The following is a 26,903-nucleotide window of genomic DNA, read 5'->3' as shown; positions in this document are numbered from 1 at the left end:
GCCTTTTCAGGCAGCACATTTGTGTTCGGCGAACCGATCTGCCGCGAAGCACTAAAATTCGAATACCTGATTGCTTTCCAGCCTTTTTACCCGAAAACCTTCCACCGCCATTTCGATTTCCTTCAAGATCGAATCCGACTCACCTGGTTTAAGGTGCGTGATGTAGATCTCTGGTCTTGCCTCGAGTTCTATCTTCTGCAGCTCTTCGCGTAGGAGGCTCGGGCACAAGTGTTTTGAGACAACCGCTAGATCTCTTTCCCCGTCGCCAAAGGCAGTCTCGATAATGAGATAGCGTAGGTTTCGGGTTCGATTGACCCACTCCCACAGCGCATCGTTAGTCGTGGTATCCCCGGAAAAAATGAGACTTGCTGATTGTCCCTCGAGCCGAAATCCGACCGCTGGCACCACATGGTGCGCTGGTAGTGGCGTAATTTTTCTGCCGTTTAGGTCGACGGTTTCTCCCACCTTGAGGTAGTCATAACGCATGTACGGGATGTCCGGGTCTGGAATGCAGGAGAAATCGGGCCAGATCTTCCAGTTGAACAAATGTTCTTTGAGAATCTCCAGGGTTGCGTGCGTTGCATGTACGGTCACGGGCTCGCTTCTCATCCATCCAACGGTATCTATCAGAAAGGGGATGTAGGCCACGTGATCCAGATGGGAATGGGTAACGAACACATGGTCGATTTTCTTGAGCTCCTCGAGGCTTAAGTCTCCGACCCCAGTTCCCGCGTCAATCAGGATATCATCGTCGAGCAGCATGGATGTCGTCCGGAGCGTCCCCCCTATCCCACCGCTGCAGCCCAGAACTCTCAGTTTCATTCTGCCTGGTCCGCCTTGGACATGATGAGGGTTGCGACGTCCATCAATCCTATCGCCCGTTCGCTCATGACTTGTAGAAGAATTCCAGCTTTACGCCAGCGAGCTCGATGATGTCGTGATCGTGAAGTTGTCGTGGATGAGTCCCAATGGTCTTGCCGTTGACTACCGGATGCTGGTCGCCCTCCACGTGAGTCAGGAAATAACCGTGGGGCCGCTTGGCAATCACCGCCACCTGGAGACCAGGCTTGCCTAGGGTGGTCAGCGTCTTGGCGATCACCAGTTCTCGCCCGGCAGCTGGCCCGCTCAACACCTGAATCGCAGCTGGCGGTAGCACCGTTTTAGTGCCGGCAGAAGCAGGCTGGAACGACGGTGGCATGGACATGGACGCTGATCGGGTTGCGAGCTCGGCACCCCCCAATCGGGGCTCTGGCTGGCTTGCAGTCGGCGGACGCTTGAGCACCATGGTTTTCTCGAAATCTCCCTGCGACCGCAAAGTGGTCTGATCGTTAAGGTACTTGAGTTTGTACTTGCCGATCTCGATTACGTCCCCGTGCTGCAGGAAGTGTTTCTGGATCTGCTTGCCGTTAACCATCGTCCCGTTAGTACTGTTCAGGTCTTCCAGGAACGAGTCGTTCAGAATGGTAACGATTACCGCGTGGTTCCCGCTGACAGCGAGATTGTCGATGTGAATGTCGTTGGTTGATTTGCGGCCGATGGTGATGCGCTCCTTGTTCAGAGGGAACTCCTTAAGCACTAGCCCATCCATGCTGAGTATCAGTTTCGCCGCCATAGGAAGGCCCTTCCGACTTTATTTCTTGAGCTTTGAGAGCAGGTTTGCGAGCCTGTGCCGCCGCACCGGAAACCCATGTCTCGCCCGCACCAGGATGACCGAAACGTTATCCCGTCCACCGTTGTCGTTCGCCATCTGCACAAGTTGTTGCGCTGCCAGAGGCAGGTTGGAGCGCAGGCTGGTCAAGGTGAGCCGGATATCCTCGTCCTCCACCATGTCGTTCAACCCGTCCGAGCACAACAGGTAAATATCCTCGGGCCGCACATCGTGGACATGGATTTCCGCATCCACCTCGGGATCAATTCCCAGCGCCCGGGTAACCAGGTTTTTGTGCATCGACTGCCGTGCTTCTTCCCGGCTGATCATGCCACTGTCGATCTGCTCCTGGAGCAGGGAATGATCCCGGGTCATTTGCGTCAGCTGCTCACCCCTGAGCCGATAGGTGCGCGAATCCCCGATGTGGCCGATGGCCACCCGGTTATCGAAAAAGAGCGCCGCCACCAGGGTGGTTCCCATTCCGGCATATTGGGGCAGGGTTTGCGCTGCCTGATAGACTGAGGCGTTGGCTCGCCGGATCTCCCTCCTCAGCATGGTTTCCGCCATCAGCTTGCCGCTCATGGGATCAATGGCTGCCGGATCCTGTTGGGCCAACGCCTCCTTGAGCTCGGCCGTCATGAGCGACACCACGATCCCGCTCGCCACCTCTCCCGCGTTGTAGCCCCCCATCCCGTCTGCCAGGATCGCGACCCCTTCCTCAGGCAGGATCCCGACGCTGTCCTCGTTATGAGCACGGACCATGCCAGGATCAGTTACGCTGACCATTTCCAGCGCATCCCCCGGCTTCATAGGGCTGTCCCGCTTATTAGACACGGAATCAAAGAAACCTCTTAAAGTTGTTTTCCTAGTTGCTTATAAAATATACGATTTCAAGGAAAAAATAAATGATTGCCGAAGGCTGGGCAAACAAAAAGGCCAGCGAATCCGCTGGCCTCCGAATGAAGGGGTGAAAGACTTGCCCCTCAGGTCCCCAGCATGGTCCCCACTGTGATACCCGCAGCCTTTACGAATTCCGCAGCGGAGACCTTCTTGCCCTCCTCAGGCTTGACCCGCATCACCTCAATCTGTCCGCCCTGAGCGCTCACCTTGAAGCCAGTGTCGGTGATCTGGGTGACCTCCCCGATTTTGCCGCTTACGTCGCCAAAACGGCGATAGACCGACTTGCGGGCATCGAAAATCTGCAGCTTCTTCCCGCCCAGGGTCGTCCATGCGCCGGGCGCCGGGTTGCAGCCTCGGATTAGGTTATAGATGAAGTCCACATGGTTGTGCCAGTTGATCCGCGCCTCGGCCTCGCGGCACCAGCCCTCGTAGCTCGCCTGGGATTCGTCCTGCACCATTTCCTTGTGCTTGCCCGCGACGACCAGGTCCGCTGCTTCCAGCATGGCCTGGACACCCAGGGGGAAGAGTTTGTTGAAGTACACATCCCCCAGAGTCTCGTCAGGCCCAATATCCACTTCCTTCTGCAGGATGACCGGCCCCTCGTCCAGCCCATCGGTTGGACGGAAGATGGTGAGGCCCGTGCGGGTGTCACCGCGAATGATGGGCCAGTTGATGGAGCTGGGGCCGCGATACTTTGGCAGCAAGGACGGGTGGTACTGAATAGTGCCGTGCTTGGGAATGTTCACGAACTCCTGGGGCGCGAACAACAGCACGTAAGCCATGATACCCAGGTCCACTTTGAGCTGACGCAACGCGTCCTGGGCCTCTGCTTTCCTGTAAGACGGGAACTGAAACAGGGGTAACCCCTTCTCCTGGGCGGCCAGTTTCAGCGGATCCGGTTTGGCCCCTGCCTTCTCGGGGGCCACGAACACGCCTGCGACGGTGTCGCCGCGGGCAAGAAAGGCCTCCATCACCGCCTTGCCAAAATCTTGCTGGCCAATAATGGCAACTCTCATTTCGGACTCCCCTCAGCAAGATTTCGGTAATGGCTCACGTTCGCCAAAGGGGTTAACGTGAACCGAAACCAAAATCCTGTTAACCGATAATTGGCAACTCTGATGTCTGTGTTCCTTCCAGCAGGATCTAGTCCGTGCGTGGCTCGTGGTATTCTGGCACCTTGGCGGGCTGCTTGGAAAAGGCGCCTGCCTCACGCAAGGAGCTGATATGCTCCTGGGAGTAACCGAGCACCTCCGCCAGAATCTCGTCGGTGTGCTCTCCCAGCAAAGGCGAGCGCTTGATCTCCGCCGGTGAATCGGAGAGCTTGATCGGCATGCCGACGTTGTACCACTTGCCACGCTGGGGATGATCCAGCTCGACGATCATCTCCCGAAGCTTAACGTGCTCGTCGTTCACAAGATCCTCCGTGCTCATGATGGGGCCGCATGGCACGTCGAGCTCGTTTAGAATCTTCATCAACTCCCACTTGGTGTAGTTGGAAGCAAACTCGTTCAGGATGCGCCACATCTCCTTCTGGTTTTTGCGACGCTCACCAATGGTAGCGAAGCGAGGATCCTTGGCCAAAGCTTCACCCCCCACACGATTGGCCAGTGCCTCCCACACCGCTTCTTGCACAACGACGTAGAGATAGTCGTTGGGACCGCCGGGCTTGCACTTGATGGCGTTTCCGAGCTGGCCACCACCCGAGTCGTTACCCGCCCGAGGTGTGGCCTTGAGACCCTCAGTCGGCACCGAGTATTCAGGTAGAGGGCCGCGCTGGAGCCGCTGGTGATCGCGGAACTTGACCCGACACAGGTTCATGACGCCATCCATCATCGCTACTTCCACATACTGGCCGCGGCCGGTGCGGTTGCGATGGTGCAAAGCAGCCAGAATGCCGATGGCAAGATGTAGCCCTGTTCCCGAGTCGCCGATCTGGGCGCCGGTTACCAGGGGCGGTCCGTCGGGAAAACCCGTGGTGCTCATGGAGCCTCCCATGGCCTGAGCCACGTTCTCATAGGCCTTGAAATCGGCGTAAGGACCGGAGCTGCCGAATCCCTTAATAGAAGCCATGACGATGCGCGGGTTGATGTGTCGCACCTTCTCCCAAGAGAAACCCAGCCGGTCCAGCACCCCGGGGCCGAAGTTTTCCATGAGGACGTCGCACTTCTTGATCAAATCGGTCAGCACCTCTTTGCCCATGGGATTCTTGAGGTTCACCGTGATCGACCGCTTGTTGCAGTTGAGCATGGTGAAATACAAGCTGTCCGCGTTCGGGATGTCGCGCAACTGGCCGCGGGTCACGTCTCCCGTGGGAGGTTCCAGTTTGATCACGTCAGCCCCGAGCCAGGCAAGCAGCTGCGAGGCGGTGGGCCCCGCCTGAACGTGGGTCATGTCCAGGATTCGAAATCCCGAGAGTGCCTTGTCCATGAAAATCTCACCTCCTCATGACTGGGAACCGGATGCCGGCCATGTCTTGGGCCTGCCTTTGCCACCACTGAACCAGCGATCGCACCGGTCGGATTATATGCCGAGAACCAAAGGAGCTGCGGCAGGCCGAAGCAGCCAAACGCCGCAGCCCCTAGTGACGACCTACTTGTACATGGTCTGATTCATGGTGCCGCTCGAGTACACCTCCCGGTCGATTACCACGTCCACCAAGGCCGGCACGCCCGCATCCCGGGCCTTTTCCAGCGCCGGCCGGATCTGGCTGGGTTCGGTCACCCGGATGCCGAAACCACCCATGGCTTCGGCGAACTTGTCGAAGCGCACATCGGCGAGCACGTTACCCACATCGCCCCGCTCCTTGCCATATTTCATCGCCTGGCCGTAGCGGATCTGGTTCCACGAGGCGTTGTTGCCGATCACCCCGACGAAGGGCAGCTTATTGCGCACCATGGTCTCAAAATCAAAACCGGTCAGGCCAAAAGAGCCATCGCCAAAGAGCACCACCACGTCGCGCTCGGGCTGCAGCAGTTTAGAAGCAAGGGCAAACCCCGTGCCTACCCCGAGGGTACCTAGAGGACCCGGATCCATCCAGCCACCCGGCTTGTGAGGCTTCACCACTGAACCCGAGAAGGTCACGATGTCACCTCCGTCGCCGATGAACACGGTGTCCTCTAATAGGAACTCGTTGATCTCGTGGACCAGGCGTAGCGGATGAATCGGCACCCGGCTGTCGTCCTTGATGATCTTGTCGTTCTTGTTTTTGGTCTTTTCCTCTTCCTCGCGCAGCATCTTGATGAAGGGATCGTGCTTGCGCGCCACGTCGCCTTTGGATGCCTCGCACATGGCGTTCAGGATCGCCCGGATGTTGCCGACCAGGCCGATGTCGAAGTCCCGGTTATAGCCGACGTTCTTGTAGTCCATGTCGAGGATGATGATCTTCGCCTTCGGATTGAGCCTGCGGCCATAGCCCATGCGGAAGTCGAGGGGCGTGCCTACCAAGAAGATCACATCCGCATTGTCGAATGCGACGCGCCGGGAAGGCATGAAGTTGTACGGATGGTTGCGAGGCAGAGTACCGCGCGCAGCGCCGTTCACGTAAACCGGGATGTTGAAGTGGCGGGCGAAGCGGTCCACCGCCTCGTGCGCTCGACAAGTGCGGGTCTGGGTGCCAAACAGGACCACCGGCCGCTCCGCGCTGGCAATGGCCTCAGCCGCCCTAGCCAGCTCGTTGGGATCGCCGATGAACTCGCCTCGTACCCGATAATTCTTGGGGATGCGCACCTTCGACGCGTCTACCTTGCCGTCTAGCACGTCGTGCGGGATTTCCAGATAGCCGGGCCCTGGCGCGCCGTTGTACATCTCGCGCACCGCCTGACTCATCATCTCGGCACAACGCTCGGTGGTCATTACGGTAGAAGCGAACTTGGTGATGGGCGTCATCATGGGAACGTGAGCGAGGTCCTGCAGCGCTCCCATCTTGTACTGCTTGAGCGGGCCGCCGCCCCCGATCAGCAGCATGGGCGACTCCGCCCGGAAAGCGTTGGCGACACCCGTCACCGCGTCGGTCGTGCCCGGGCCGGCGGTCACCACGGCACATCCGAGGTTGCCGGTGATGCGGGCATAGGCGTCGGCCGCGTGGGCAGCCACCTGTTCGTGGCGTACGTCCACGATGCGGATCCCCTCGTCCAGGCAGCCGTTGTAGATATCGATGATGTGCCCGCCGGAAATGGTGAAAATGTGGTTAATGCCTTCCTGCTTGAGAAACTTGGCTACGATCTGGCCGCCGCTGATCAGCTTGACGTCTTGGCCGCTGGCGACTTGTGTTTCCACGGTTCCCATGATTTCCTCCTGACCGTTCGTTGGGAATTGCGAATCCTGCGCTTGATGAAATAAAATTAAGAATTACACAGAAATTTAAGCAGTTGCCGGGCTTTCGGCATTGACCGCGGTCAATATTCGAGCTTCTCCGACCTTTTCTTCCGGCTGACGTTCGCTGAACCTGCCGCTCCTCGATGGTCGCCCTAGTCGCCCACCCCGAATACAAAATCCTGCGCCTACAGCTGCGGCAAAACCTGGTGCTCAAGAACATGCCCCAGGAGGCGTGGGAAGAACTGGAGCCTTTGCTCGAAATCGCCGACTATCCGAAAGGAAGATCCCTGGAAAACCAGGGTGACCTTTCCATGGAGCAATACTTCATCATCGAAGGTATTCTCAAGCGGGTGGTGACGAACAAGGAAGGAAAGGAAATGATCCTGCGCTTCGCGGCAGAAAGCGACATTGACACGAGCTACGCTGCCTGGCGCCTGAAAACCCCTATCCCGTACTCGATCCGCGCTGTCACCCGGGTACGCACCGCCAAGCTTTCCATGGAACAATGGGTACGCTTCATGGACCGGCATCCAAGCGTCAAGGCCGACTTTGAGTTTGAGGTGATGAAATTGATGAGCGAGGTGATGGCCCACACCATCACGCTCCACCTGTTGGATGCTCCGGGTCGAGTGCATCGCTTCATGCGCAAGCATCCCGAGTTGACGGAGCGGCTCCCCAAGAAGGAGCTGGCGTCCTACCTCAACCTGTCGCCAGAAACCTTAAGTCGGCTCAAGCACAAGGGCAAAATCGAGATCTAGCGGGCGTCCCCTCAGTGCCTGACGGGCGCCAAACTCTCCCTCTCTCCCGCTCCGGGGTAGGAAAGAGCAAACAGAGTGCGGAAATGATTTGTCGACCATTCACCGGCAGCTCCACCGCGAGCCCCGGGCAACGAGCTCAGTCGTATTTCTCGGATGTGAAAATACGCGCTCGCGACATTACTTTGAGCTCATTCTCGACTGCCGTCACGCCCGGCACGGCGCGCACTGTTTTCTCCGCCGCGGTGCGCTCGCTGTCGTGCAGCACAATACCGAGCAGCTTCACGCGCCCGCCGTCAGCCTCGATGGTGATGTTAATGTCATCGGTGTCGGGGTCACTCTTGAGCGCCGCCCGCACCCGCGCTTCCAGCGCCAAGTTCTGCAGCTTTGCCCGCGACTCCGGGGTTTCCTGGAACTCAGGGCGCTGTAGCAACAGCTTGATTTCTTCGGCGCACGTCTCCACCGACAGCCGTTCCGTGTTGAGGACCAGGTCATAGATCAGGGGGTCGCCCCAGGTGACGCCGAAGCGCTGTTGCATATTGGCGATATGAGCAGCGTCGCTGCGCCGCAGCTCCTGACGCACCAGCTCTTCGTCGTCGGTTTCGAGCCGCTCCATCATCCACTTGACCCGCACTTCCATGGGAGCGCAGACCCGTACGCAGGGGATATGGGATACTTGTCTGAGGAGGTAAGTCGCGCCCCATCCGCGGATGATGACATTGCCTTTCAAAGCAAGATCGAACACTTCCTCGGCGGTATAGATGGCCAGGCTTTTCTTGTCTGTGGCCATGCCTTCGATCAGTCCGGCCTTGCCTTCCATGATGCGGCGAATGAGGCTCTTCTTCGTCCGCATCTTTTCAGCCACGTGGTCCACCACCTCGTGTCGGACCAGCGCCAAGCCTAACTGCTGGGCCAGCAGGGCGGCTACATCCTTACCCTTTGAGCCCATCTCCTGGTTCATCGCGATGACTGGCATCGTTCTAACCCTCCGTCCAGACCCGGTCGTCCGAAAATGGCTAGCCTTTCCCCTATGGTAACGATTGCCCCGCCCTCTGTCATTCAGCTCACTCCACCGGCCGCTGCTCCTGCTGGGTATCGACCCGGCCGGAGCGGATCCTCTTAAGCCCCTTGGAGATGAGCGGCCAGAAGAGCATGACGAGGGCCAGGGTGGTGATGCTCCCCACTAGCCAGTTGGACCAGAGTATTGTGAGGTCTCCCTGGGCTACCAGCATCGACTGGCGGAAAGCGTCTTCCGCCCGGTCCCCCAGAACGATGGCGAGGACCAATGGGGCGAGGGGGTAGTCCAGCTTCTTAAACACGTAGCCGATGAAGCCAAAGGCGATCATATACCAGATGTCCACCTGGGCATTGGCCACGGTGTAAGCACCCACGGCGCAGATGACAATAATCACCGGAGCGATCACTGCGAAGGGAATGCGCAGGATCGCGGCAAAAAGCGGCACGCAAGTGAGCACCACGATCAACCCCGCGATGTTGCCCAGGTACATGGCGGCGATGAGCCCCCAGACGAAATCCGCCTTCTCCACAAAAAGGAGTGGACCCGGCTGCAGGCCCCAAATGAGCAGCCCACCCAGTAGCACCGCTGCCGTGGGCGATCCCGGGATACCTAGGGAAATCATGGGCAGCAGAGCGCTGGTGCCCGCCGCGTGGGCCGCCGTCTCGGGGGCAACGATGCCCTCGATCTGGCCAGTGCCGAACTTGTCCCCGTCCTTGGACATGCGCTTGGCGACCCCGTAGCTCATGAACGAGGCCGGTGTCGCCCCGCCCGGGGTGATACCCAGCCAGCAGCCGATCAGTGAGCCACGGATCGCGGTGACCCAGTACCTGGGCAGTTTGGCCCACGTCTCCAGCACCACCTTGAGATTGATCTTGCCTTTGGCGGCAGAGCGAAACTCGAGGCCCTCTTCCATGGTGAGCAGGATCTCACCGATGCCGAACAGGCCGATCACCGCTACCAGGAAGTCAAAGCCCTTCAGCAGCTCCGTGATGCCGAAAGTGAGGCGCAGTTGCCCGGTCACCGTGTCGATGCCGACCGCCGCCAGGGCAAAGCCCAGCATCATGGAGGCGATGATCTTGAACGGCGAGCCCTTGCCCATGCCGACAAAGCTACAAAAGGTGAGCAAATACACAGAGAAGAACTCGGGCGGGCCAAACTCCAGGGCGAAATCCGCCACCAAGGGCGCCAGGAAGGTGATAATGATGACCGCCACGAAGGCGCCGATGAACGAAGAGGTGAAGGCGGCGGTCAACGCTTCCCCGGCGCGCCCTTGCTGGGCCAAGGGGTAGCCGTCAAAGGTGGTCGCGACCGACCAAGGCTCGCCCGGGATGTTAAACAGAATCGAGGTGATGGCCCCACCGAAAAGCGCCCCCCAGTAAATGCAGGAGAGCATGATGATGGCGGACGTGGGATCCATGGAAAAGGTAAGTGGCAATAGGATCGCAATGCCGTTTGCCCCTCCCAAGCCTGGCAGCACGCCGATGATGACCCCCAGCACCACGCCCAGCATCATGAGCATGAAGTTGTGCGGGGTGAGCACTATAGCGAAACCATGAAACAGTGCAGCGATCTCTTCCACTTCAGCCTCCCCTCGACCCGCGCTTTTGCACCTTTCTCACCGTTGGTCATTCAGTAGCCGAGCCAGGCCTCCAGCGGGCCCTTCGGCAGCGGAATGAGGAATTGGATCTCGAACATCCAGAACATCACCACCGACACACCCACACTCACCAGCAGCGTCGGCAAAATTTTGTACTTGCCGAGCAAGAGCATGAAGCCGGCGATAAAAAGGGTGGAGGACACGTAAATGCCGATCGTACTGACGCCGACGGCGTAAATGATGGATGGAACCAGCACTTGAAGCACCCGTTTGAACTGGCTCCAATCCACGAACACGGAGCGATCGCGGTTTTTGGACAGGGTGGCCTGATATAAGGTCACGGCACTGCAGACGAAAATGAGCAGCCCTATATAGAAGGGAAAATAGCCGGCTTGCGGGCCCACTTCAGGAGACCAAGAAGCGCCGATCCGGTGGCTGTCGTACATGACAAGGGCCCCAACGAGCATGAGGATCACTGCCGTCACGGCGTCCACCACGCAGACCGAACAACTCTTCCCCGCCTTCGCTTGCGATTCTTCACCGTGTTCCATGGTGTGTGCTCCAGAATTCAGGCATGAATCTCACCCGTGACCGCCCCCGGCGGTCGATTCTTCGCTCGTCACCTAGACGTATTGTGGGAGTACCGGCGGGGAGGAGTGGAGGAGAGGACTGAGTTCCTCGCCCCGCTCCACGCCCGCCGATTCAAGAAAGGAGGGTCATGCTGCAACCCCGGACTTGTGGATTACTTCGCCAAGAAACCCGCTTTCTGCATCAGCTCCTTATGCCGGGCTTCGGCCTGCTCCACCCACTTGCGATACTCTTCCCCGGTCATGAAGCTCTGGTTGAAGGCGCCTTTTTCCATGAAGTCCTTCCAGTCGGGCGTCTCCCGCACCTTCTTGAACAGCTCCACGTAATAGTTGACCTGCTCCGGGGTAACCCCCGCCGGCATGAAGATGCCGCGCAACATCAGGTAATCGATGTTCAACCCCTGTTCCTTGCAGGTGGGGATGTCGGCCCAGGCCATGTCCGTGGTCACCTTGTCTTTGTAAGGCATGCGCTGGGTGTCGAACACGCACAGCGGGCGCAGCTTGCCACTGCGCCAGTGGCCTACGGCCTCGATGGGATTGTTGACCGTAGAATCCACGTGCTTGCCCACGAGCTGAACGGCCACGTCACCACCGCCCTTGAAAGGCACGTAGGTGAACTTCACCCCAGTTGCCTGCTCGATACCCACCGTGATGATCTGATCTTCCTGCTTGGAGCCGGTACCCCCCATCTTGCACTGGCCCGGCCCTCTTTTCTTGCAGTCCTCAATGTATTCCATGGCCGTCTTGTACGGGGTCTCTGCATTGACCCACAGCACGAACTCATCGAGCGCTAGCATGGCCACGGGGGTGAGGTCTTTCCAATTGAACGGTACCCCGGTCGCTAGGGGCGTGGTGAACAGGTTGGATAGGGTGATGATGATCTTGTGGGGGTTGCCCTTGTCGCCCTTCACGTCCAGGAATCCCTCGGCCCCCGCGCCGCCCGCCTTGTTAATGACCACCATGGGCTGCTTCATCAGCTTGTGCTTGGCCACGATCCCTTGAATGAAGCGCGCCATCTGGTCCGCGCCTCCGCCGGTGCCGGCCGGGATGATGAATTCCACCGGCTTGGTGGGCTCCCAAGCCGCCGTCGCCACGAGAGGGGAGGCCGCCAGGAAACCGAAAAGACCACCGATCACTCCCACCTTCGCGGCCCACCCTACCCTTGACATTGTTGGTTTCATGCGTTTCCTCCTCGTAGATCCCACTGGAAAGGTCCGACCCCGACCCGCCACCTCGGCCGACGGCATCGGGCGCTTATCTATGCCCGCTCAGGCACAGCCTGCGTAGAGTAGAGGAGCCCCCCGCTGGTTGCAACCGGGTGCCGCCCCTCTTCTTGACCGCAGTCAAGGACTTTTTCTTGCTGCGGCGCAATAAACCCAGACCTCATTTCACCAGCAACACCGGCACGTCCGCCAAGTGGATCACCTTGGTGGCCACCGATCCCAGCAAGAGACTGCCAATAGCGCCTAGGCCCCGAGTACCCATCAGGATCTGGTCACAACCCCGCTCCCGCGCGAAGCGGGTGATCATCTCGGCGGGATCCCCCACGAGGATATGGTGCTTGTAGGGCACCCGAGCTGCGTCGAGCTTTGCCCGCGCCGACGCCAGGGCCTTGAGGCCTTCCTCTTGATAGTAGTCGTTGAGCTGGTCCTGGCTGATGAACATGGTCACATTGCCAGACACGATGGGCGGTTGCACGTTGAGCAGATGAATCTCCACAGGCTCCCGGTACCAACCCGCCTTCTTGATCACGAAATCCACCGCTCGGAGGGAATTCTCCGAGCCATCCACCGGCACTAGCAGTTTGGGCATGTGCGTGCTCCCGTTCATCTCGTCTCTGGGGGATCGGCAGGCCGGCTGGCGAGATCCACGACAGGTTCCGCCGCCGCCCTCATGGCGAGGAGCTTACCCACCAGGATCACGAGGACTGCTCCCGCCACCGCGACCGCCCACTGGTATCCCGCCATGTTTTGTTCGACCCACTCCTTGATCGCTACGTCCGAGACCGCCATATCGCCCGCGATCCAGCCCAGAAGCGCACCTCCGCCTAGAATAACGATAGGGAAGCGGTCCATGAGCTTCAACACCAGTTGGCTGCCGAAAACGATGATGGGGATGCTCACCACCAGGCCGAAGACCACCAAAGCGATGCTGTCCTTGGAAGCAGCAGCGATCGCGATCACGTTGTCCAAGCTCATGACCGCGTCAGCCACGATGATGGTCTTGATGGCGCCCATCAAGTTGGTACTGGCATCGATTTCGTGAGCACCTTCTTCCCGCTCGGGAAGCACGAGCTTGATGCCGATCCACAGCAGCAGAGCGGCACCCACCAGCTTGAGGAACGGGATCTTGAGGAGCGTGAGGGCGAAGAAAATCAGAATGACGCGTAAGGCAATGGCGCCGAAAACCCCCCAGAAAATGCCGAGCTTGCGCTGGCGGGGCGGCAGCTTCCGGCACGCCAGGGCAATGACTACCGCGTTGTCGCCGCCCAGCAAGATATCGATGGCGATGATCTGCAGGACGGCGATCCAGAATTCCGGGCTTCCGAACTCCATTGATCCTCCTCCGTAAGACGGCTGGTCCCCGCGGCGTTCTTAGCGTCTTGTCCCTCCCGCGGCTAACACGAAGCCGATCAGAACAATCCCACCACTTTGCCGTTTTCGTCCAAGTCGATCTTTTCGGCCGAGGGTACCTTGGGTAGCCCCGGCATGGTCATGATATCGCCGCAGATCATGACGATGAACTCCGCCCCGGCCGCAAGGCGCACTTCCCGGACGTTGATCACGTGCCCAGAGGGGGCGCCACGCAACTGGGGATCGGTGGAAAAGGAGTACTGGGTCTTGGCCACGCAGATCGGGTAATGGCCGTAGCCATCTTCCTGCAGCTTCTTGATCTGGGCCCGCACCTTGGAGTCGGCCGTGACGTCGGCCGCCCCATAGATGTTGCGCGCCACCGTCTGGATCTTCTCCCACAGGGTGGCCGTGTCAGGATAGACGAACTTGAAGTTGGCAGGTGTGGTCTCAATCAGCTCCACTACGGTACGCGCTACCTCTTCCGCCCCCTTGCCCCCTTCCGCCCAGTGACGCGCCACCACGACCGGGGCCTCGTGATGGGCCATCTTTTTCCTGAGCAACTCAATCTCGGCCGGGGTGTCGTGGCTGAAGTGGTTGATCGACACTACACACGGCAGCCCGTAGTGGTTGCGCACGTTGTTTACGTGCCGCTCCAGGTTGGCAATGCCCTTCTCGAGCGCCGCCAAGTTCTCCTGGTTGAGGCTCTTCAGGTCCGCCCCGCCATGGTATTTGAGCGCCCGGATGGTGGCCACAATCACCACCGCATCGGGCCGCAGGCCACTTTTGCGGCACTTGATGTCGATGAACTTCTCCGCACCCAGATCGGCGCCGAAACCGGCTTCGGTAACCACGTAGTCGGCAAGCTTTAGCGCCGTTTGCGTGGCAATGACGGAGTTGCAGCCGTGGGCGATGTTGGCAAAGGGCCCTCCGTGGATGAAGGCCGGGTTGTTCTCCAGGGTCTGCACCAAGTTGGGCTTCAAGGCGTCCTTGAGCAGCACGGTCATGGCGCCATGGGCCTTGAGGTCGCGCGCCCGCACCGGTTTCTGCTCCCGCGTATAACCCACCACGATGTTGCCCAGCCGCTCCTTCAGGTCCTTGAGACTGGTGGCCAGGCAGAAAATGGCCATGACCTCGGAGGCAACCACGATGTCGAAGCCGTCTTCCCGTGGGTAGCCATTGCCCGGCCCTCCCAGGGAGACCACGATGTCGCGCAGCGCCCGGTCGTTCATGTCCATCACCCGCTTCCAGGTAATGCGCCGCACGTCGATGCCCAGCTCGTTGCCGTGGTGAACGTGGTTGTCCACCATCGCCGCCAGCAGATTGTTCGCCAGGGCAATGGCGTTGAAGTCACCGGTAAAGTGCAGGTTGATGTCCTCCATGGGCACCACCTGGGCATAGCCGCCCCCCGCCGCTCCCCCTTTCACGCCAAACACCGGCCCTAAAGAAGGCTCCCTCAGGCAGATGATCGCTTTCTTGCCGATGCGGTTCAGGGCATCGCCCAGCCCCACCGTGGTGGTGGTCTTGCCCTCCCCCGCAGGAGTGGGACTGATCGCAGTCACCAGGATGAGCTTGCCGTCGCGGCGCGATTTGAGGCTGTCTACCCACTCGAGCGACACCTTCGCCTTGTAATGCCCATAGGGCTCCAGAGCGTCCTCGGGAATCCCCAGCCCCTCCGCTACCTCTCTGATGCGCTTCATCTTGGCGCGTTGCGCGATTTCGATGTCGCTGAGCATGTTCTTTTCCCCTTTTCCTCAAGCTGGTTGCGGGCCCGCACCCCGCTTGATCGACGATTCGCTCGGCCAACCGGCGGGCCCACGAGAATGGCCGGGAATTTAGTCAGTCGGCCGAGTCCTGGCATTGACCAGAGTCAAGAGTGAAACCCCTTCTCCCCCACCGAAGACAGAAGCGGCCTTGGCCCGTGTCTTCCCTCGCGGAACAGACAAGGGGTCAGCGGTCAAGCGCCTGCTGACCATCAGCGTAAGCTCGACCCATGTCACGCCATCGCCAGCGAGCGCCCGCCGCCGTAGCTCAAGTGGTGAGGAGCCTCGCCGCCAGGCCGCACTTTGGCCGCGCAATACTTGAACTCAGGAATCTTCCCGTACGGATCCAGGGCGGGATTGGTGAGCAGATTTGCCGCCGCCTCGTAGAAGCAGAACGGGATGAACACCGCTCCCCGGGGCGTCGCTTCCTCTGCCCGGGCAAAGAGGGAAATCCTGCCCCGGCGCGTTTCCACCGTGATCAGATCCCCGGGCTTTACCCCGAGGACGTCCAGATCTAAGGGGTGGAAGGAAGCGACCGGCTCCGGCTCGATGGCATCTAGCACTCCCGCCCGCCGGGTCATGGCACCGGTGTGCCAGTGCTCGAGCTGCCGCCCGGTAATCAGCACCCAAGGGTATTCCTGGTCTGGGCGTTCCGCTGCGGGAATGATGTCCGCCGGCACGAAGCGGCCCCGGCCAGTCTTGGTGGGGAAGCGGTCGATAAAGACCACCGGCTGCCCCGGATCGCCCTCCTTCTCGCACGGGTAAGTGACCGAGCTTTCCCGCTCGAGCCGCTCCCAGGTGATGCCGGCAATGGACGGCATCGCCCGGCGCATCTCCTCGAATACCGCCCGCACGCCGCTTTCCGGACCTTCATAGCGCCAATCGAGCCCCAGCCGCCTGGCCATCTGCTGGATGATCCACAGGTCCTGGCGGGCCTCTCCCGGCAGATCCAGGGCACGTCGGCCGAGCTGCACCATGCGGTCGGTGTTGGTTACGGTGCCGGTTTTTTCAGGCCAGGCGGAGGCAGGCAGCACCACGTCGGCGAGATAGGCCGTTTCGGTCAGGAAGATGTCCTGCACCACCAGCCAATCCAGCTTGGCCAAAGCCTCCCTGGCATGCTGGAGGTCCGGGTCGGACATGGCCGGATTTTCCCCCATGATGTACATGCCGCGGATCTCTCCCGCGAGGATCGCGTTCATGATCTCCACCACGGTCAACCCAGGCTTAGGATCGAGACGGGTTCCCCAGAGCTGCTCGAAGCGCGCCCGGGCCTCCGCGTCGTCCACCCGCTGGTAATCCGGGAACACCATGGGAATCAGGCCCGAATCAGAGGCGCCCTGCACGTTATTCTGCCCGCGCAGGGGGTGCAGCCCCGTGCCCGGGCGCCCGACCTGCCCGGTCATCAGGGCGAGGGCGATCAGACAGCGGGCATTGTCGGTGCCATGCACGTGTTGGGAGATGCCCATGCCCCACAGAATCATGGAGCCCTTGGACTTGGCGTACAGGCGCGCCACTTCCCGGATCGTCTCGGCCGGAATGCCGCAGATCGGCGCCATCTTCTCCGGACTATAGCCCTTGACGTTCTTCTTCAAGGCCTCGAAACCTTCCGTGCGGCTGCGAATGAACTCCTCGTTCACCAGCCCCTCTTCGACGATGGTGTACATCATGGCGTTCAAGAGGGCCACATCGGTGTCGGGCTTGAACTGAAGAAAGTAGGTGGCATAGCGGGCCAGCTCGGTGCGGCGCGGGTCGGCAACGATGAGCTTCACCCCTTGCTTGGCCGCATTCTTGATCCAAGTGGCCGCCACCGGATGGTTTACCGTCGGGTTGGCGCCGATCACCAGGACCACCTCGGCTTTCAGCACGTCGCTCACCTGGTTGGAAACGGCCCCGCTGCCGATGCCCTCCAGGAGTGCCGCCACGCTAGAGGCATGGCACAGGCGGGTGCAATGGTCCACGTTATTGCTGCCGAAGCCCGTGCGCACCAGTTTCTGGAACAAGTAGGCTTCTTCGTTGGAGCCCTTGGCCGAACCGAACCCGGCCAAGGCATGCTTGCCGTGGGTGTCGCGGATCTCCCGCAACCTACCAGCGGCGAGATCCAACGCCTCCTCCCAGGTCGCTTCGCGGAATACATCTCGCCAGTTTTCCGGATCCACCACGAAGTCCGCGGACTTGGGCACGCCGGACTTGCGGATGAGAGGCTTGGTCAGGCGCTGCCGGTGATGCACGTAGTCGAAGCCGTAGCGCCCTTTCACGCATAGGCGCCCATGGTTTGCGGGGCCCTCCCGTCCGGTCACGTACAAGATCCGGTTGTCCTTCACGTGGTAGGTAAGGAGGCAACCCACGCCGCAATAGGGGCAGACCGAATCCACGGTCTTGTCTGCCTGCTGCAGCCCCACGTCCCGGGCCGGCATCAGCGCCCCCGTGGGGCACGCTTGAACGCATTCGCCGCAGGCAACACAGGTGCTCGCACCCATCGGATCATCGAAGTCGAACACGATCTTGGAGCGATCGCCACGGAACGCGTAGCCGATCACATCGTTCACTTGCTCCTCGCGGCAGGCACGCAGGCAGCGAGTGCACTGAATGCAGGCATCGAGCCGCACCGCCATCGCCGGATGGGACAGGTCCGGCGCCACCCGGGTACGGGGAGCGAAGCGGGGCTTGCCCACTTGAAGCTTGCGCGCCCATTGGTCGAGCTCGGAGGCGAGGGTGTATTGCTCTTGCGGCATGTCGGAGAGTAGCAGTTCCAGCACCATCCTCTGGGAGTGCCGGGCCCGCTCGCTGTCGGTCGTGACCTCCATGCCGGGCGCAGGTCGCCGGCAGCAGGAAGGCGCCAGCACCCGCTCCCCTTTGATCTCCACCATGCAGGCACGGCAGTTGCCGTCGGGCCGCAGGCCCTCTTTGTAGCACAGGTGGGGAATCTCGATCCCGTAGCGCTTGGCCGTCTGCAAAATCGTCTCGTTGCTATAGCCGGTGACCTCCTTCCCGTTCAGCTTGAAGCGGATCGCTTCGGGCCGGACTTCCAGCTCGGTCATCTTCATGGGCTCACCTCTTCGATAGGGCTTGGCACCGCATCTACTCGTTGGAGCGGTGCGGCCAGAGTCGGTTCGTTACTCGATTTCCTTGGGAAAGAACTTGATCACGCTCTTGACCGGGTTCGGCGCTGCTTGGCCCAAACCGCAAATGGAGGCGTCCATCATGGCCCGGGACAGCTCCTCTAGCAGCGGCACGTCCCACTTGGGTTTCTCCAGGAGGGCGAGGGCCTTGGCAGTGCCCACACGGCAGGGGGTGCACTGGCCACAGGACTCGTCGTGGAAAAAAGCCATCAGGTTGCGGGCGGCGTCCCGTGCCCGATCCTTGTCCGAGAGCACGATCACCGCCATGGAACCGATGAAGCAGCCGTGGGGCTCCAGGGTACCAAAGTCGAGGGGAATGTCTCCCAGAGAAGCAGGCAGGATTCCGCCGGAGGCTCCGCCGGGCAAGTAGGCATAGAACTCGTGGCCATCCTGCATGCCACCACAGTATTCGTCGATCAGCTCCTTCACCGTGATCCCGGCGGGTGCCAGCTTGACCCCCGGTTCCTTGACCCGGCCGCTCACCGAGAAGGAACGCAGGCCCGTGCGTCCGTGGCGGCCATGGGAGGTGTACCACTCGGCACCCTTTTCCAGAATGTCCCGAACCCAGTACAGGGTCTCAAAGTTGTGCTCCAGGGTGGGACGGCCGAAGAGACCCACTTGGGCCACGTAGGGCGGGCGCAGCCGGGGCATGCCCCGCTTGCCTTCGATGGATTCGATCATCGCCGACTCTTCCCCGCAGATGTAGGCGCCTGCGCCGCGGCGCAGGTGGATCGGGGGAAGAGCACAAGGGGGATCTTCCTGAAGGGCCCTGAGCTCCCGCGCCAGCATTTCCCGGCAGCCGTGGTACTCGTCCCGCAGGTAGATGTAGATTTCGGACACGCCGCACACCCAGGCGGCGATAATCGCCCCCTCTAGGAACCGGTGGGGATCCCGCTCCAAATAGTAGCGGTCCTTGAAGGTCCCCGGCTCGCCTTCGTCGATGTTGACCGCCATCAGCCGCGGCGCGGGCTCTGAGCGCACGATGCGCCACTTGCGCCCGGCCGGGAAACCGGCACCGCCGAGCCCCCTCAAGCCCGAGTCTTCCATGGTCTTGAGGAACTTCTCCGGATCGTGTTTCCCCGCCAGGCACTCGGCCAGGAGCCGATAGCCCCCCTGGGCTCGGTATTCCCCGTAGGTGATGCCCTGGGGGGGCGAATCCTTGAGCTCCCGCCGCTCGATTGCCTCGAGCACCCGCGCGACTTGCGCTCGCTCGATCGGTTTCTGACCCACGACCGCCACCGGGGCGCCGGCGCAACGGCCAACACAGGGAGCGGGGATCACCCGCACGTCGGACCCCACTCGCTCTTTGAGCGCCACCATCAGCTGATGGGCCCCGGCCAGCTCGCAGGAAAGGGATTCGCATACCCTCACCGTCACGGCGGGCGGGGCCGCGTCGCCTTCTTTCACCACGTCGAAGTGATGATAGAAGGTGGCCACCTCGAAGACCTCCGTGAGGGCCAGGTTCATCTCCCGGGCAAGGGCCGCCAGGTGGGCGGCCGAGAGGTGGCCATAGGTGTCCTGAATCTTGTGCAGATGCTCGATGAGGAGATCCCGGCGCCGGGGCTCTTTTCCTAATAAAGCACGCACTTCTTCCAGCGCCTTCCGATCGACGGTGCGGCCCTTGGGCGTCGGTCGTACCCGGTGGCGATGGTTGCCGCCTTCGCGAGAATCAGTCGAGAAGAGGGTTCGATCATTCATCACAAATGCCTTTCGAGCCTGACACTCAGGTGGAGCAATGCGGACCGGCAAGACATTTGTGCACTGCGTAACTGCAGGTCAACAACACCCATCCGGTCCTGGTTAGCTCCAGGGCTCCGGCGGGAGGTCGCGTTCCGGGGAGGGAGTTCCTAAAGCTTCACGCTGCTCCTAGTGTGGGACGATTCAAACGTGTTCATCGGAAACACAGACGAATTGCAATAGGAAACATTATCCCCTCGAGGAGGGGCCGCCGCAATGAAAACGTCCGTGCTTTGCAAGTATGATGCCATATACGGTTCCGGCGTTGCCCGAGGACCCCCGGCCCGCTCGGCCATCTCTGGAGGAGCGTGCGCGATTGTCGCCTCCCTCATCTTCAAGAAACTTCTGGTCTCGGCCCACGGGCTCCGCCCGTGACCCTCGCCCAGCTCGGCTTGGCTCCAGGATCCCGAAACGTCTCCAACAACGCTTCCCTCCATCAGGAAGAGCTTGGTCTCGGCCCACGGGCTCCGCCCGTGACCCTCGCCCAGCTCGCTTACTTGAGCACGGACTTTGCCAGCTTACCCATCTCGGCAGGATTGCGTGTCACTTTGATGCCGCATTCCTCCATCACCGCGATCTTCTCCGCGGCGGTGCCCTTGCCGCCGGAGATGATGGCTCCCGCGTGACCCATGCGCTTGCCCGGCGGTGCCGTCACCCCGGCGATGAAGCCCACTACCGGCTTCTTCATGTTTTCCTTCACCCACAGGGCGGCGGTCTCCTCGTCCGAGCCGCCGATCTCGCCCACCATGATCACCGCCTCGGTAGCGGGATCCTCGTTGAACATCTTGAGCACGTCCACGTGCTTCAAACCGTTGACCGGGTCGCCTCCGATGCCGACGCAGGTAGACTGGCCCAGCCCGAGCTCCATGAGCTGGGCAACCGCCTCGTAGGTGAGCGTGCCGGAGCGGGATACCACCCCCACCGGGCCCTTCTTGTGAATGTGCCCCGGCATGATGCCGATCTTGATCTCGTCCGGCGTGATGACCCCGGGACAGTTGGGGCCCACCAGCAGCGTCTTGCGATTCTGCTTACGCATGCGGTCCCGCACCACGATCATGTCCCGCACCGGAATGCCCTCGGTGATGCAGATCACCAGGTCCAAGTCGGCCTCCACCGCCTCCCAGATCGCCTCCGCCGCCCCCGCCGGAGGCACATAGATGACCGAAGCGGTCGCCCCCGTCTCGGCCTTGGCCTCCTTGACCGTAGCGAAAATGGGAATGCCCTCGAAATTTTCCCCTGCCCGCTTCGGGTTCACCCCGGCGACGAAGCAGTTCCGACCGTTAGCGTACTCCCGGCACATCTTGGTGTGGAACTGACCGGTTTTGCCGGTGATGCCCTGGGTGATCACCCGGGTGTTCTTGTCGATCAGGATGCTCATTTCGCGATTTCCCCATTCTCAAGCGCGGCCACTCGCCGCCGCCACGACTTTCTGAGCAGCTTCGGCCATGTTGTCGGCGGAGATGATGGGCAGGCCCGATTCGCCCAGGATCCGCCTGCCAATCTCCTCGTTGGTGCCCTTCATGCGCACCACCAGCGGAACGTTCAGATGAACCTGTTTGGCCGCCACCACCACGCCTTCGGCGATCACATCACAGCGCATGATGCCGCCGAAAATGTTGACCAGGATCGCTTTGATCTTGGGATTTTTCAGCATGATCTTGAAGGCTTCGGTCACTTTTTCGGTGGTGGCGCCCCCCCCCACGTCCAGGAAGTTGGCCGGCTCCCCGCCGAAGAGCTTGATGGTGTCCATGGTGGCCATGGCAAGGCCCGCCCCGTTCACCAGACAACCGATGTTGCCGTCCAGGGAGATGTAGGACAGGTCGTACTTGGACGCCTCGACCTCCAGGGGATCCTCTTCGTCCAGGTCACGCATCGCTACGATTTCCGGATGACGGTACAGCGCGTTGTCGTCGAAGTTCATTTTGGCGTCGAGCGCCAGCACGCTCCCGTCCCCGGTAAGGATGAGGGGATTGATCTCGGCAAGCGATGCGTCGCACTCCCAGAACGCCCGGTACAGGCCTTGCAGAACGGCTCGGGCCCTGGGTACAGAGCTCTGCGGGATACCGATCTTGCGCGCCACCTCATCGGCTTCTTCGGCCTTGAGTCCGGTTTCGGGATCGATGAACACCTTGTGGATTTTTTCCGGGCTCTTGGCCGCCACCTCCTCGATGTCCATACCCCCTTCGGAGCTGGCCATCAGGCAGACTCGCTGGGTCACGCGGTCCACCACCATGCCCACGTAGAGCTCCTTGCGGATGTCGGCCCCTTCTTCGATCAAAAGCCGCTTGACGATGCGCCCTTCGGGGCCGGTCTGATGGGTGACGAGCCGCATGCCCAGAATCTCCGAGGCCCGAGCTCTCACCTCGTCGAGGGATTTCGCCAGCTTGACGCCACCCCCCTTGCCCCGGCCGCCCGCGTGGATCTGGGCCTTGACCACCCAGACGGGTCCACCCAGCCTCTTCGCCGCCTCCAGCGCTTCGTCAACGTCGAAGCAGGGAAAACCGCGGGGCGTGGCAACCCCGTACTTCCTTAGGATTTCCTTTGCCTGATACTCGTGGATTTTCATTTGTTCCTTGCCCGCTCCAGGATGAGGGAGACAGCCGCCCACACGCGGGCGGCCGCGTAAAAATGCCCTTATCAATCTACGGCATGAGCCCGCCTTGCACGATTGACCGGGATCAATATTCGAAGAACTGGGTATTCGAAGAACTGGGAGCTCCCTTAAGCCGCTTGCCCGAAAAAGGGTCCGCGGCCCCGGGACCGTCACGGGCAAAGCACCTGGGACGGGCAGAATGGCGCTCTCGCGTGCCGGCTTGGCAATTTCCCCGGGCCGGTGCCGACAGTAGGATTTGAACCCACGACCTACCGCTTACAAGGCGGTTGCTCTACCCCTGAGCTATGTCGGCCCACACGGAAAAATTATAAATCATGGGCCCGTACCCGCGAGTTCGCGCTTTCGTGCCCTTATTTGACGACTTGCAGGCGCGGCCGCCCGCTGTTTCCCCCCGAGGGCGGGGACTTGTCCTCAGAGCCCGCCTCCACTCCGCCCGTACCGGCCGAAACCTGTTCCGGCCGGGGAAACATGAGGCCTTGACCGTTTTCTTTGGCGAAAATGGCTGCCACTGCATCAATAGGAATGGCGAGCTCCCGCGATACGCCGCCGAAGCGGGCGGAGAACTGGATCAGGTCATTGCCGATGGTGAGATTGCGGGTGGCATCGGGGCTAATGTTGAGCACGATCTGACCCTCCCGTACGTACTCCATGGGAACGCGGGTGTTGGCGTCGACGATCACCGAAAGATAGGGGGTGGCGCCACTGTCGACGCACCATTCATAGATGGCGCGGATCAGATAGGGTTTGGTGGAAAGCTCGCGCATGGCTGTGAGGGTATCCGGCAGTTTATTTTCGCATGACTTTCTCCGACGGGGTAAGGGCGTCGATGAACGCCGGCCGGGAAAAGATCCGCTCCGCGTACTTCATGAGCGGCGCCGCCTGCTTCGGTAATTGGATCCCATAATGGTCGAGCCGCCACAGGAGCGGGGCGATCGCCACGTCCAACATGGTGTACTCGTCCCCCAGCATGTACTTCTGGCGGGTGAACACCGGGGCGATCTGGATCAGGCTGTCGCGAATGAGCTGGCGGGCCTTTTCCGCCGCCTTTTGGCTGCCCTTTTCGATCGATTGGACGTGGGAGAACAGCTCCTGCTCGAAGCGGAACAGGAACAGCCGCGCCCGCGCCCGCATGACCGGGTCTGCCGGCATGAGCTGAGGATGGGGAAAGCGGTCGTCGATGTATTCATTGATGATATTGGACTCGTACAGGATCAGGTCCCGATCCACCAGCACCGGCACCTGGTTGTACGGGTTCATGACCGCCAAATCCTCGGGTTTGTTGTAGAGATCGACGTCGATGATCTCGAAGTCCATCCCCTTTTCGTACAAAACGATGCGGCAACGGTGACTGAACGGGCAGGTAGTGCCCGAATAGAGCCTCATCATGGCAGTGTTTCCACGTTGTTTATCGTCAGACGAGCGGCAAAACCGGGCCGGCTCAGTGCACGTCCTTCCAGAATTCTTTCTTGAGGAGATAGGTAAGGACGAATAACACCGCGAGGAACAGGATCACCACGATGCCGATCTGGATCCGTTTGAGCCGGGCGGGCTCCCCCATGTAGGTGAGGTAATTCACTAGGTCTGCCACCGCCGCATCGTACTCGGTCCTTGAGAGCTTTCCGGGCTCGGCCAGGACGAGCCGTTTGACCAGGCGCTTCTCCCCGTGCAGCTCGACCTCTTCCTCCTTGAGCACCTGCACGCCCTGCAGCTCCCACAGCGCGTGGGGCATACCCACCTGGGGAAAGGTCAGGTTGTTCCAGCCGAGGGCGCGGGAATCGTCCCGGTAGAAGGTGCGGAGGTAGGTGTACAGCCAGTCCGGTCCCCGTGAGCGGGCGATAACCGTCAGGTCGGGCGGTGCTGCACCGAACCATCGCTTGGCATCGTCCGCGTTCATGGCTACGGTCATGGTGGAGCCCACCTTGGCACCGGTAAAGACCAGATATTTCTCGATGTCCTCTTCGGACAAGCCCAGGTCGGTGAGCCGGTTGTAGCGCATGTAAGCGGCGCTATGGCAGTTCAGGCAGTAATTCACGAAGAGCCGTGCGCCCCGCTGCAGGGATAGCCCGTCTTCCAGATCGATGGGTGCCTTGTCCAGCTTGACTTCGGCGCCAGCGCTCCAGCCCATCACTGGCGCAAGCAACAAGGCCAACAAGGCGCTTAGGAAAAAGTTGTTGATCTTCATCACCCCGTCACCCTTTCTGGTTCAGGTTTGGTCTTGTCCATGCGCGAGTACCACGGCATGAGTGTGAAGAAGGCGAAATAGATCACGGTGCACGCCTGGGCAAGGAGGGTGCGTCCCGGCGTCGGCGGCAGAACACCCAGATAGCCCAGAATCAGGAAACTCACCGCAAACAGCGTCAACGCCAGCTTGAAGATCGGGCCTTTGTAGCGGATCGACTTGACCGGACTCTTGTCAAGCCACGGCAACAAAGCGAAGATCAGCACCGACACCCCCATCAGGACCACGCCCCAAAACTTGGGATCGAGGGTGGCATAGCCCAGGAGCAGCAGCGCGGCGACGACCACCGTGACAGTCTTGCGCGTCGCGCTCCCCCGGGAGAAAACGATCAAGGCGGCAAGCAGCACGGTGAACGCCCCCACCACCCACATAAAGTCGGTGGTGGTCGCCCGCAGGATCGAGTAATAGGGGGTGAAATACCACACCGGCGCGATATGCTCTGGCGTCTTGAGCGGGTCGGCGGGGATGAAGTTGTTGTGTTCCAGGAAATAGCCACCCATTTCCGGAGCGAAAAAGACCACCGCCGAGAACAGCATCAAGAACACCACCGCCCCCATGATGTCCTTGACCGTGTAATAGGGATGGAACGGGATGCCGTCCAGGGGCTTGCCGTCCGGACCCTTCTTCTTTTTGATCTCGATGCCGTCTGGGTTGTTGGAGCCCACGTGCTCGTCGTGCAGCGCCACGATATGCACGAACACCAGCCCCACCAGCGCGAGGGGCAAGGCAATTACGTGGAAGGCGAAAAAGCGGTTCAACGTCGCGTCCGACACGGCATAGTCGCCGCGGATCCACACGGCCAGGTCCGGGCCGATCAGTGGGATGGCAGAGAACAGGTTTACGATCACCTGGGCGCCCCAATAGGACATCTGCCCCCAGGGCAGCAGATAGCCGAAGAAGGCTTCCGCCATCAGGGCCAGGTAGATGCCCATGCCGATCAGCCACACGAGCTCTCGCGGCTTGCGGTATGAGCCGTACATGAGGCCGCGGAACATGTGCAAGTAGACGACGATGAAGAAGGCCGAGGCACCAGTGGAATGCAGGTAGCGGATGAGCCAGCCCCAGTTCACGTCGCGCATGATGTACTCGACGGAGCCGAACGCCTGGGTGGCGTCGGGCTTGTAGTTCATGGTGAGGAAAATGCCCGTGACGATCTGGATCACCAGCACCAGCAACGCTAGCGAACCGAAGTAGTACCAGAAATTGAAGTTTTTCGGCGCGTAGTACTCCGAGAGGTGCCGCTTCCAGGTCGCGGTGAGCGGGAACCTCTCGTCGAACCAGCGGATCAACGCCGTGAGCATGCCGTTCATCGATCAGGCCCCTTTCGTGTCTTCGCCTATCAGGATACGGGTGTCGGAGAGGTATTTGTGGGGAGGAATGTCTAAATTCGTGGGTGCCGGCACGTTCTTATACACGCGCCCGGCCAGATCGAACTTGGAGCCGTGGCAGGGACAAAAGAAGCCGCCGAGCCACTCCCGCCCCAGGTCGGCGGGGGCCACGTCGGGACGGTAGGTGGGCGAGCAACCCAGGTGGGTGCAGATACCAACCGCCACCAGATATTCCGGCTTGATCGACCGGTGCGGATTCTTGCAGTACTGCGGCTGAATCGAGCGCTCGGAATCTGGGTCCGCCAGTGCCCCCTCCTCGGCCAGCTTGGGCAGTGTGGCCAGCATCTCCTGGGTGCGGTTCAGCACCCAGACCACTTTGCCCCGCCACTCCTGCTGAATCAGCATCCCCGGCTCCAGCTTGCTGATGTCCACCTCCACCGGAGCGCCCGCGGCCCGAGCGCGCTCGCTCGGGTTCAGACTGTCGATAAAAGGCCAGAGGGCCGCCACGGTCCCGACGCCCCCCACCACGCTGGTGGCGGCGATCAGGAGCTTCCTGCGGCCGGCATCCACCGGTTGATCGCTCATGCCCGCTCCCTGAGTTGACCAGAAAAATTTGTGCATTCTACCGAAAGCGGACGACAAACTTAAGTCCCGGAGCGTAAAAGCCGCAGAGATTCAAAGGCCTCGGCCCATTTTGCAGGGGCGGCAAACCCC

The 26,903-nt window shown here is 60.8% G+C and carries 23 protein-coding genes and 1 tRNA gene; 1 reads left to right on the top strand and 23 read right to left on the bottom strand.

Going from position 1 to position 26,903, the window contains the following annotated elements:
- Positions 1-51: 51 nt before the first annotated feature.
- The 6 genes from V7Q81_RS00120 to V7Q81_RS00095 all read right to left on the bottom strand — a co-directional run bounded on the left by V7Q81_RS00120 (position 52) and on the right by V7Q81_RS00095 (position 6,832).
- Entirely contained in the window at positions 52-822 is a 771-nt protein-coding gene (locus V7Q81_RS00120) for a 3',5'-cyclic-nucleotide phosphodiesterase (RefSeq protein WP_333839108.1), read from the bottom strand.
- 64 nt (positions 823-886) lie between these two features.
- Positions 887-1,588: an FHA domain-containing protein gene (locus tag V7Q81_RS00115; RefSeq protein ID WP_333839106.1), complete on the bottom strand. Its 702-nt coding sequence runs from the start codon at positions 1,586-1,588 to the stop codon at positions 887-889.
- 42 nt (positions 1,589-1,630) lie between these two features.
- A complete protein-coding gene (locus tag V7Q81_RS00110; protein WP_333839104.1) occupies positions 1,631-2,434 on the bottom strand; it encodes a Stp1/IreP family PP2C-type Ser/Thr phosphatase in 804 nt (267 codons plus the stop codon).
- 197 nt (positions 2,435-2,631) lie between these two features.
- Positions 2,632-3,564 (bottom strand): methionyl-tRNA formyltransferase, encoded by a 933-nt coding sequence (locus V7Q81_RS00105; RefSeq protein WP_333839102.1) that lies wholly within the window; start codon positions 3,562-3,564, stop codon positions 2,632-2,634.
- A 127-nt stretch (positions 3,565-3,691) separates the two neighbouring features.
- A complete protein-coding gene (gene frc / locus V7Q81_RS00100) occupies positions 3,692-4,975 on the bottom strand; it encodes a formyl-CoA transferase (RefSeq protein WP_333839101.1) in 1,284 nt (427 codons plus the stop codon).
- Positions 4,976-5,137: 162 nt separating this feature from the next.
- Positions 5,138-6,832 (bottom strand): thiamine pyrophosphate-binding protein, encoded by a 1,695-nt coding sequence (locus tag V7Q81_RS00095; protein ID WP_333839099.1) that lies wholly within the window; start codon positions 6,830-6,832, stop codon positions 5,138-5,140.
- A 173-nt stretch (positions 6,833-7,005) separates the two neighbouring features.
- Between V7Q81_RS00095 and V7Q81_RS00090 the strand changes: the two genes are divergently transcribed.
- The gene (locus V7Q81_RS00090) at positions 7,006-7,620 is read left to right on the top strand and encodes a Crp/Fnr family transcriptional regulator (RefSeq protein WP_333839097.1); all 615 of its coding nucleotides are present in this window, start codon (positions 7,006-7,008) and stop codon (positions 7,618-7,620) included.
- Between the two features lie 136 nt (positions 7,621-7,756).
- Here V7Q81_RS00090 and V7Q81_RS00085 read toward each other — a convergent pair whose 3' ends face one another.
- From V7Q81_RS00085 to petA, 17 genes are all read right to left on the bottom strand, one after another.
- A complete protein-coding gene (locus V7Q81_RS00085; RefSeq protein ID WP_333839095.1) occupies positions 7,757-8,593 on the bottom strand; it encodes a cytidylate kinase family protein in 837 nt (278 codons plus the stop codon).
- Between the two features lie 88 nt (positions 8,594-8,681).
- Positions 8,682-10,214: a tripartite tricarboxylate transporter permease gene (locus tag V7Q81_RS00080; protein ID WP_333839093.1), complete on the bottom strand. Its 1,533-nt coding sequence runs from the start codon at positions 10,212-10,214 to the stop codon at positions 8,682-8,684.
- A 50-nt stretch (positions 10,215-10,264) separates the two neighbouring features.
- Positions 10,265-10,783, bottom strand: coding sequence for a tripartite tricarboxylate transporter TctB family protein (locus V7Q81_RS00075; protein WP_333839091.1), 519 nt, complete (start codon positions 10,781-10,783; stop codon positions 10,265-10,267).
- A gap of 191 nt (positions 10,784-10,974) precedes the next feature.
- Complete coding sequence (locus V7Q81_RS00070; RefSeq protein ID WP_333839206.1) at positions 10,975-11,988, bottom strand: Bug family tripartite tricarboxylate transporter substrate binding protein; 1,014 nt, start codon at positions 11,986-11,988, stop codon at positions 10,975-10,977.
- 214 nt (positions 11,989-12,202) lie between these two features.
- Positions 12,203-12,631 (bottom strand): universal stress protein, encoded by a 429-nt coding sequence (locus V7Q81_RS00065; RefSeq protein WP_333839089.1) that lies wholly within the window; start codon positions 12,629-12,631, stop codon positions 12,203-12,205.
- 14 nt (positions 12,632-12,645) lie between these two features.
- Complete coding sequence (locus tag V7Q81_RS00060) at positions 12,646-13,374, bottom strand: TerC family protein (RefSeq protein ID WP_333839087.1); 729 nt, start codon at positions 13,372-13,374, stop codon at positions 12,646-12,648.
- 77 nt (positions 13,375-13,451) lie between these two features.
- Positions 13,452-15,125, bottom strand: coding sequence for a formate--tetrahydrofolate ligase (locus V7Q81_RS00055; protein ID WP_333839085.1), 1,674 nt, complete (start codon positions 15,123-15,125; stop codon positions 13,452-13,454).
- A gap of 260 nt (positions 15,126-15,385) precedes the next feature.
- Positions 15,386-18,196 carry a formate dehydrogenase subunit alpha gene (gene fdhF / locus V7Q81_RS00050; RefSeq protein WP_333839083.1) on the bottom strand — a complete coding sequence of 937 codons (2,811 nt, stop codon included), beginning with the start codon at positions 18,194-18,196 and terminating at the stop codon, positions 15,386-15,388.
- 69 nt (positions 18,197-18,265) lie between these two features.
- Positions 18,266-19,969 (bottom strand): NAD(P)H-dependent oxidoreductase subunit E, encoded by a 1,704-nt coding sequence (locus V7Q81_RS00045; RefSeq protein ID WP_333839081.1) that lies wholly within the window; start codon positions 19,967-19,969, stop codon positions 18,266-18,268.
- A 532-nt stretch (positions 19,970-20,501) separates the two neighbouring features.
- Positions 20,502-21,386, bottom strand: a complete 885-nt coding sequence (sucD, locus tag V7Q81_RS00040) for a succinate--CoA ligase subunit alpha (protein ID WP_333839079.1) — start codon at positions 21,384-21,386, stop codon at positions 20,502-20,504.
- A gap of 18 nt (positions 21,387-21,404) precedes the next feature.
- On the bottom strand, positions 21,405-22,574 hold the full coding sequence (gene sucC, locus V7Q81_RS00035; protein WP_333839077.1) for an ADP-forming succinate--CoA ligase subunit beta: 1,170 nt from the start codon (positions 22,572-22,574) through the stop codon (positions 21,405-21,407).
- Between the two features lie 268 nt (positions 22,575-22,842).
- Positions 22,843-22,914 (bottom strand) — tRNA-Thr (locus V7Q81_RS00030).
- A 58-nt stretch (positions 22,915-22,972) separates the two neighbouring features.
- Positions 22,973-23,386 (bottom strand): ClpXP protease specificity-enhancing factor, encoded by a 414-nt coding sequence (locus V7Q81_RS00025; RefSeq protein ID WP_333839075.1) that lies wholly within the window; start codon positions 23,384-23,386, stop codon positions 22,973-22,975.
- 22 nt (positions 23,387-23,408) lie between these two features.
- Positions 23,409-24,008, bottom strand: a complete 600-nt coding sequence (locus V7Q81_RS00020; protein WP_333839073.1) for a glutathione S-transferase N-terminal domain-containing protein — start codon at positions 24,006-24,008, stop codon at positions 23,409-23,411.
- Between the two features lie 52 nt (positions 24,009-24,060).
- Positions 24,061-24,807, bottom strand: a complete 747-nt coding sequence (locus V7Q81_RS00015) for a cytochrome c1 (RefSeq protein ID WP_442954720.1) — start codon at positions 24,805-24,807, stop codon at positions 24,061-24,063.
- The gene (locus V7Q81_RS00010) at positions 24,804-26,171 is read right to left on the bottom strand and encodes a cytochrome b (RefSeq protein WP_333839069.1); all 1,368 of its coding nucleotides are present in this window, start codon (positions 26,169-26,171) and stop codon (positions 24,804-24,806) included. The genes V7Q81_RS00015 and V7Q81_RS00010 overlap by 4 nt, the downstream gene beginning before the upstream one ends.
- Positions 26,172-26,174: 3 nt before the next feature.
- On the bottom strand, positions 26,175-26,774 hold the full coding sequence (gene petA / locus V7Q81_RS00005; RefSeq protein WP_333839067.1) for a ubiquinol-cytochrome c reductase iron-sulfur subunit: 600 nt from the start codon (positions 26,772-26,774) through the stop codon (positions 26,175-26,177).
- Positions 26,775-26,903: the final 129 nt, after the last annotated feature.

This window comes from Pelomicrobium sp., from assembly GCF_036803785.1.
Lineage (GTDB): Bacteria > Pseudomonadota > Gammaproteobacteria > Burkholderiales > UBA6910 > Pelomicrobium.
Note: the sequence above shows the minus strand (reverse complement) of the source record. Positions and strands in the feature narration are given on the sequence as shown.

Excerpts from the sequence above, each read along its gene's own strand:
- V7Q81_RS00120 (WP_333839108.1), bottom strand. The coding sequence starts at position 822 with ATGAAACTGAGAGTTCTGGGCTGCAGCGGTGGGATAGGGGGGACGCTC.
- V7Q81_RS00115 (WP_333839106.1), bottom strand. The coding sequence starts at position 1,588 with ATGGATGGGCTAGTGCTTAAGGAGTTCCCTCTGAACAAGGAGCGCATC.
- V7Q81_RS00110 (WP_333839104.1), bottom strand. The coding sequence starts at position 2,434 with ATGGTCAGCGTAACTGATCCTGGCATGGTCCGTGCTCATAACGAGGAC.
- V7Q81_RS00105 (WP_333839102.1), bottom strand. The coding sequence starts at position 3,564 with ATGAGAGTTGCCATTATTGGCCAGCAAGATTTTGGCAAGGCGGTGATG.
- frc (WP_333839101.1), bottom strand. The coding sequence starts at position 4,975 with ATGGACAAGGCACTCTCGGGATTTCGAATCCTGGACATGACCCACGTT.
- V7Q81_RS00095 (WP_333839099.1), bottom strand. The coding sequence starts at position 6,832 with ATGGGAACCGTGGAAACACAAGTCGCCAGCGGCCAAGACGTCAAGCTG.
- V7Q81_RS00090 (WP_333839097.1), top strand. The coding sequence starts at position 7,006 with ATGGTCGCCCTAGTCGCCCACCCCGAATACAAAATCCTGCGCCTACAG.
- V7Q81_RS00085 (WP_333839095.1), bottom strand. The coding sequence starts at position 8,593 with ATGCCAGTCATCGCGATGAACCAGGAGATGGGCTCAAAGGGTAAGGAT.
- V7Q81_RS00075 (WP_333839091.1), bottom strand. The coding sequence starts at position 10,783 with ATGGAACACGGTGAAGAATCGCAAGCGAAGGCGGGGAAGAGTTGTTCG.
- V7Q81_RS00070 (WP_333839206.1), bottom strand. The coding sequence starts at position 11,988 with ATGTCAAGGGTAGGGTGGGCCGCGAAGGTGGGAGTGATCGGTGGTCTT.
- V7Q81_RS00065 (WP_333839089.1), bottom strand. The coding sequence starts at position 12,631 with ATGCCCAAACTGCTAGTGCCGGTGGATGGCTCGGAGAATTCCCTCCGA.
- V7Q81_RS00060 (WP_333839087.1), bottom strand. The coding sequence starts at position 13,374 with ATGGAGTTCGGAAGCCCGGAATTCTGGATCGCCGTCCTGCAGATCATC.
- V7Q81_RS00055 (WP_333839085.1), bottom strand. The coding sequence starts at position 15,125 with ATGCTCAGCGACATCGAAATCGCGCAACGCGCCAAGATGAAGCGCATC.
- fdhF (WP_333839083.1), bottom strand. The coding sequence starts at position 18,196 with ATGAAGATGACCGAGCTGGAAGTCCGGCCCGAAGCGATCCGCTTCAAG.
- V7Q81_RS00045 (WP_333839081.1), bottom strand. The coding sequence starts at position 19,969 with ATGAATGATCGAACCCTCTTCTCGACTGATTCTCGCGAAGGCGGCAAC.
- sucD (WP_333839079.1), bottom strand. The coding sequence starts at position 21,386 with ATGAGCATCCTGATCGACAAGAACACCCGGGTGATCACCCAGGGCATC.
- sucC (WP_333839077.1), bottom strand. The coding sequence starts at position 22,574 with ATGAAAATCCACGAGTATCAGGCAAAGGAAATCCTAAGGAAGTACGGG.
- V7Q81_RS00025 (WP_333839075.1), bottom strand. The coding sequence starts at position 23,386 with ATGCGCGAGCTTTCCACCAAACCCTATCTGATCCGCGCCATCTATGAA.
- V7Q81_RS00020 (WP_333839073.1), bottom strand. The coding sequence starts at position 24,008 with ATGATGAGGCTCTATTCGGGCACTACCTGCCCGTTCAGTCACCGTTGC.
- V7Q81_RS00010 (WP_333839069.1), bottom strand. The coding sequence starts at position 26,171 with ATGAACGGCATGCTCACGGCGTTGATCCGCTGGTTCGACGAGAGGTTC.
- petA (WP_333839067.1), bottom strand. The coding sequence starts at position 26,774 with ATGAGCGATCAACCGGTGGATGCCGGCCGCAGGAAGCTCCTGATCGCC.